The organism is Kitasatospora sp. NPDC059803 (genome assembly GCF_042732255.1).
Lineage (GTDB): Bacteria > Actinomycetota > Actinomycetes > Streptomycetales > Streptomycetaceae > Kitasatospora.
In genome coordinates, this window is record NZ_JBHWIJ010000249.1 from 7,400 (window position 1) to 13,100 (window position 5,701).

General features: G+C 74.8%; 5 protein-coding genes. 3 read left to right on the forward strand and 2 right to left on the reverse strand.

Going from position 1 to position 5,701, the window contains the following annotated elements:
* Positions 1 to 1,120: 1,120 nt before the first annotated feature.
* Complete coding sequence (locus tag ACFV6I_RS30180; RefSeq protein ID WP_107453128.1) at positions 1,121 to 2,083, reverse strand: serine hydrolase; 963 nt, start codon at positions 2,081 to 2,083, stop codon at positions 1,121 to 1,123.
* Positions 2,080 to 2,478 (reverse strand): LysR substrate-binding domain-containing protein, encoded by a 399-nt coding sequence (locus tag ACFV6I_RS30185; protein WP_380428694.1) that lies wholly within the window; start codon positions 2,476 to 2,478, stop codon positions 2,080 to 2,082. The genes ACFV6I_RS30180 and ACFV6I_RS30185 overlap by 4 nt, the downstream gene beginning before the upstream one ends.
* On the opposite strand from ACFV6I_RS30185, the gene ACFV6I_RS30190 reads away from it, so the two are divergent.
* The 3 genes from ACFV6I_RS30190 to ACFV6I_RS30200 all read left to right on the forward strand — a co-directional run.
* Positions 2,432 to 3,904 carry an ATP-dependent DNA ligase gene (locus ACFV6I_RS30190; RefSeq protein ID WP_380428695.1) on the forward strand — a complete coding sequence of 491 codons (1,473 nt, stop codon included), beginning with the start codon at positions 2,432 to 2,434 and terminating at the stop codon, positions 3,902 to 3,904. The genes ACFV6I_RS30185 and ACFV6I_RS30190 overlap by 47 nt on opposite strands.
* Positions 3,905 to 4,098: 194 nt before the next feature.
* Positions 4,099 to 4,317, forward strand: a complete 219-nt coding sequence (locus tag ACFV6I_RS30195; protein WP_363587319.1) for a ferredoxin — start codon at positions 4,099 to 4,101, stop codon at positions 4,315 to 4,317.
* 152 nt (positions 4,318 to 4,469) lie between these two features.
* The coding region (locus tag ACFV6I_RS30200; protein ID WP_380428697.1) for a cytochrome P450 at positions 4,470 to 5,701 on the forward strand (1,232 nt) is incomplete at its 3' end.

The window sequence follows — 5,701 nt, forward strand, 5'->3', positions numbered from 1 at the left end:
CACACGCGCTTTCTTCCCCCGCTCGCCCACCCCCCCCCCCCCACCCCCCACCACCACGCCTGCGATAACCACAGGCGCGGGCGCCCCTTCCCGCCCCCCCGCCCACGCCGTCACCACCGTTCGCCACGGAAAGGGCCAGGAGTTCCCGGCCGTCGCGCTGACCCTTCCGGCGAGGATGCGCAAGGACGCTACCGGCCGGACGGTCCTCGACGATTGGGAGTTCGGGTTCCAGACCGAAGCCAGGCGCGCTCTCCACGTCGGGGCGTCCCGAGCGCAGGCGCTCCTGATGCTGGTGGCCCCGGTCGGCCACACGGAGCGGGTGACGAAGCTGCTGTCGAGGGACGCCGTCCCTTACCAGGTCCGCCCAGCGGTAACTGGGGGGTAGCCGCACTGCATCCTCGCCCGGTCTGGGCAGGCAGGGCCCACCGCAGCGTTTCGCGAGTCGGGCTCGGTCTTGTCGACTCGCTCCCTGGCGACGTCGGAACGCCTGCTTGGCTTGCTCGGAGATGGGGCCGGAGGGTTGGGCATGTCGGACAGATTGATTCCGTCCCGCAGTCCGGTCTTTGGCAGTCTTCGTCCTTCCTGGCTTCCGCCCGCGCCACCGCCTGCGGTGCCAGTCTGACCGTCCTCGGACGTGTCGGGCAGGTGTCCAATTCAGCTGACGATGCATCGGACAAGTCGGCAGCGGGTCAGCATCGGTCCGGGCAGACGCTGTTACGGATGGTCGAACTCTGTGATGCGCCAGCTTCGGGAGTGCGTGCCGACGGGGCCTGGCCGAGAGCTCTCGTGAGGGTGCCGAGAGTGCTGCAGGTGGGGAGTGCGGCAGTCGGGCTGCCGCACTCCGCGCCCGTCGAATGCGCAGGTCAGCGAATGCGTCCGCGCGGCTTGAGGGGGATTCCCGGGAGCTCCGGGGCGGGGAGACGGTCGCCCGGGTAGCCCTGGACCTCGCAGAAGCGGTCGGTGGCGATCGTCGGCGGCACCGGGAACTACCGGACCATCACCGGAGACGGCACCTTGGAGTACACCACTTCCGATGAAACCATCATCGTTCTGAACTACAGCGTTCAGTAGGGCGCCGGGAGTTGAACCGCGAGTCGAGCTTGTCGTGTGACCTCGCAGGTCACCGGACCTGCTGATCTGCTGGCGGGCCGTCGCCCCTTCCGGTCGCCATCGCCCGTAGGGCGTCGACGGCGAGGCGGGCGGTGGTGCCGATGGCGGCGTCGGCGGCGGGGAGGGTGATGGTGGTGGCGGCGGCGCGGGTGAAGATGGCGAGGGCGTAGCGGCCGCCGTCGGGGTATTCGACGACGCCGACCTCGTGGCGCAGGGTCGGGAGGGTGCCGGTCTTGCCGTGGACGCGGACGTCGTCGTAGGGGAAGCCGGAGGCGAGGCGGTGCGGCCAGACCTGGAGGCCGAGCAGGCGGCGGAGGGCGGCGCCGTGTTCGCCGGGGCAGGCGTCGCCGTGCCAGAGGGCGGCGAGCAGGGTGGTCATGTCGCGGGCGGTGCTGCGGTTGGTGAAGGTGGGGTCGAGGACTCTGAGGCGGGCGACGACGGCGGGGTCGACGGGGGAGTCCCGGCCGGTGTCCTCGGCGAGGGCGGCGATGAGGTCGCGGAGCTTGTGGACGGCGACGGTGCGGGTCAGGCCGAGGTCGGCCATGGTGCGGTTGACGGTGTCGAGGCCGATCTCGTCCCAGAGGACGTCGGCGGCGGCGTTGTCGCTGACGGCGACGGTCAGGTAGGCGAGGTCGCGCAGGGAGAGCCGGGCGGCGTCGAGCATGGCGGCCAGGCCGGTGCCTCCGGAGGTGCGGCCGGCGGCGGGGACGTCCACCTGTCGGGTGAGGTCGATCCGTCCGGCGGCGGCCTCGCGGAAGAGCGTGACCAGGAGGCAGAGCTTGTGAACGCTGGAGGTGCTGACCGGGGTGTCGGCGTCGAGGGCGATCTCGGTGCCGGTGTCGAGGTCGCGGACGTGCAGCCGGCCGCTGACGCCGGCGTCGGCGAAGGCGGCGGCGATGCGGGCGCGCGCGGTGCGGGCGCCGGCGGGGCGGTCGCCGGATGCGCGGTTGCCGAAGGCGCGGTCGCTGGTCACAGCGGGAACTCCATTGCGGGCCGGGGGAAGAGCGGGGGGTTGGGCGGCTGGGGCAGGAGGCCGCCGTGTTCGGTCAGCGCCTCGTGGGCGGCCTCGGCGAACAGCCGGACGGCGGGCCCGCCGCTCCCGGTCGGCCAGGCCGTGGAGGTGCGCCAGGCCAGCGGGGTGCCGGTCAGCGGACGCCAGACTGTACCCGGTGGCGGCGCGGTGCGTGGCGCCAGGGCGACGGCGCTGCCGGTGAGCACGAGTGCGCCCGCGACATCCGGGCCGGGCGGGTCGACGACGGCCTCGGGAGTGCAGCCGTGCCGGGTCAGGGTGGTGAGCATCTCGTCGTACAGCGCGGGGGCGGTGGCGCGGGGGAAGAACACCAGGCGCCGGCCGGTCAGTTCGGCCACCGCCAGCTCCGGGCGGTCGGCGTCCGGGCTCCCGGCGGGGCGCAAGAACCCCAGGCCCGGGTGCGCGCGCCGCCCCGACCCCCCCCCCGGCGGCCGCCCCGGGGGCGGCCGCGCCCCCGTCGGGGGCGGCGCCGGCGCGGGGGGGGGCCCCGGCCCCGGCGCGCAGGCCGAGCGGCGGCGGCTGCTGGCCGGACTGTTCGCCCGGGCGACCGAGGTCGAGCAGGCGTTCCTGCGCGCGGTGCTGGTCGGGGAGCTGCGCCAGGGCGCGCTCGACGCGCTGGTCGGCGACGCCGTCGCCCAGGCCGCCGGGGTGCCCGCGGCGGCGGTGCGCCGGGCGCTGATGTTCCGCGGCTCCGCCCGGGCGGTGGCGGAGGCGGCGCTGACCGGCGGGGCGCCCGCGCTGGCCGCGTTCCGGCTGGAAGTGGGCCGGGCGGTGCGGCCGATGCTGGCCGCCTCCGCGCCCGACGTGGCCTCGGCGCTGGAGCGCACCGGCCCGGCCGCGCTGGAGTGGAAGCTGGACGGCGTCCGGGTGCAGGTGCACCGGGACGGCGCGGAGGTCGCGGTGTTCACCCGCGGCCTGGACGACATCACCGCGCGCGTCCCCGAGGTGGCCGAGGCGGCGCTCGCGCTGCCGCTGCGCTCGGCGGTGCTGGACGGCGAGGCGATCGCGCTCGGGCCCGACGGGCGGCCGCGCCCGTTCCAGGAGACCGCCGCGCGCACCGCCTCCCGGCGGGATCCGGAGCGGCTGCGCGCCGAAGTCCCGCTCAGCGCCTTCTTCTTCGACCTGCTGCACCGGGACGGCGAGGACCTGGTGGACCGCCCCGGCCGGGAGCGGTGGGCGGCGCTGGACGGGGCGGTGCCGGAGGGCCTGCGGGTGCCCCGCACCGAGACCGGGGACGGCGAGCGGGCACTGGCGTTCTTCCGCGAGACCCTGGCACGCGGTCACGAGGGCGTCCTGGTCAAGGACCCGACGGCCGGGTATGCGGCCGGGCGGCGCGGTGCTGGCTGGATAAAAGTGAAGCCCCGGCACACGCTGGACCTGGTGGTGCTGGCCGCCGAGTGGGGCAGCGGCCGGCGGCGCGGCCTCCTCAGCAATCTGCACCTGGGCGCCCGGGCGGCGGGCGAGCCCGGGCTTGGCCCGTGGGTGATGCTCGGCAAGACCTTCAAGGGCCTCACCGACGAGACGCTCGCCTGGCAGACCGCCGAACTCCTCGCCCGCGAGAGCGGGCGGGACGACTGGACGGTGCGGGTCCGGCCGGAACTGGTCGTCGAGATCGCCTTCGACGGTCTCCAGCGCAGCCCCCGCTACCCGGCAGGGCTGGCCCTGCGGTTCGCCCGGGTGGTGCGCTACCGGCCGGACAAGGGCGCGGCCGAGGCCGACACCGTCGCCACCGTCCGGGAGATCGCCGCCGCCGAGGGGCTGTGAGCCGCCCTTTGGCGGAGTAACGTCAATTTCAAACCCCTTTGCGGCGGCGCTGGACCGGCTCCGAACCGAATCGGCCATTCTGGACGATCCCCGCATCGCCCCTCCGTGGACGCAAGGGTGGCGGTTAGGTTGGCAATGACAACGAGAGGCGGCCGCCGGACGCCCGGCGCCGCACTGGCGAGAGGTGCTCGACCATGAAGGTGAGCGTCGACCGGGACCGCTGCTGCAGCTCCGGGATGTGCGTCCTGAACGCTCCGGAGATCTTCGACCAGGACGAGCAGGACAGTCTGGTGGTCCTCCGTCAGACCGAGTTCAAGCCCCCGCAGTTCGCCGTGCTGAGGCTCGCCGCCGAGCTCTGCCCGGGCGGCGCGATCACCGTCACCGAGGAGGACTCCGCCGAGGACGCCGGCTGACGCCCCCCACCGGCTCCCGACGGCCCCCTGCCCGCGCCGACCCCGGCCCGGCCACCGTGACGACCGCCGCTCCCGGCCGCCGTCGCGCGAACCGTCGACCCCGGCGCCACCCCACCCACCCGAGGACATTTGCGACGCAAGGAGACCCCACCTTGACGAGCACACCCACCGCCCGGACCTTCCCGATGCCGGCCCCGCGCGACGCCGGCTGCCCGTTCAGCCCGCCGCCCGCCTACACCGAGGCCGCCGCGACGGCGCCCATCACCCGCGCCGCCCTGCCCGACGGCGAGTCCTGCTGGCTGGCCACCGGCTACGCCGAGGTCCGCACCATCCTGTCCGACCGCCGGTTCAGCGCGGACGCCCGCCACCCGGGGTTCCCGATGCTGGTGCCCGGCCGCCGGGAGGCCCTCCTCGCCAACCCGAGCTTCCTGCGGCTCGACGACCCCGAGCACGCCCGGCAGCGCCGGATGGTCACCGGCGACTTCCTGGTCAAGCGGGTCGAGGCGATGCGCCCCGGCATCCAGCAGATCGTCGACGAGGCGCTCGACCGGATGACCGACGGCCGGACCGAGGCCGACCTGGTCGCCGACTTCGCGCTGCCCGTCCCCTCGCTGGTGATCTGCCTGCTGCTCGGCGTCCCGTACGAGGACCGGGACCGCTTCCAGGGCCTCAGCCGGACCCTACTCAACAAGCACAGCTCGGCCGAGGAGGTCCAGGCCGCCTCGGACGAACTGCGCGAGTACCTGGGTGGTCTGGCCGCCCGCAAGCGGGAGGAGCCGGGCAGCGACATACTCAGCCGGCTCGCCGTCCGGGACGACCTCACGCCGGACGAGGTCGCCACGACCGGCATCCTGCTGCTGATAGCCGGGCACGAGACGACCGCGAACATGATCTCGCTCTCCACCGCCCTGCTCCTCGACCAGCCCGAGCAGATCGCCAGGCTGGCCGACCCGGCCGCGCTGCCCGGCGCCGTCGAGGAACTGCTGCGCCACCTGACCATCGTGGACCACGGGCTGCCCCGGGTCGCCTTGGAGGACGTCGAGCTGGGCGGCACCGTGATCAAGGCCGGGGAGGGCGTGATCGCGCTGATCTCCACCGCCAACCAGGACGAGGAGATGTTCGGCGGCGCCGACCTGCGGCCGGCCGACGAGCTCGACCTCGACCGGGACGCCCGGCGGCACATGGCCTTCGGCTTCGGCGTGCACCAGTGCCTCGGGCAGCCGCTCGCCCGCGCCGAGCTCCAGATCGCCCTGGCCACCCTGTTCCGGCGGCTGCCCGGCCTGCGGCCGGCGGCCACCGGGGAGGGCCGGAAGTTCACCCACCGGGGGGGGGTCTACCCGATTCGGTGGGGGGCGGCGGCCCCCGGGGGGCGGCGGGGCGCGGA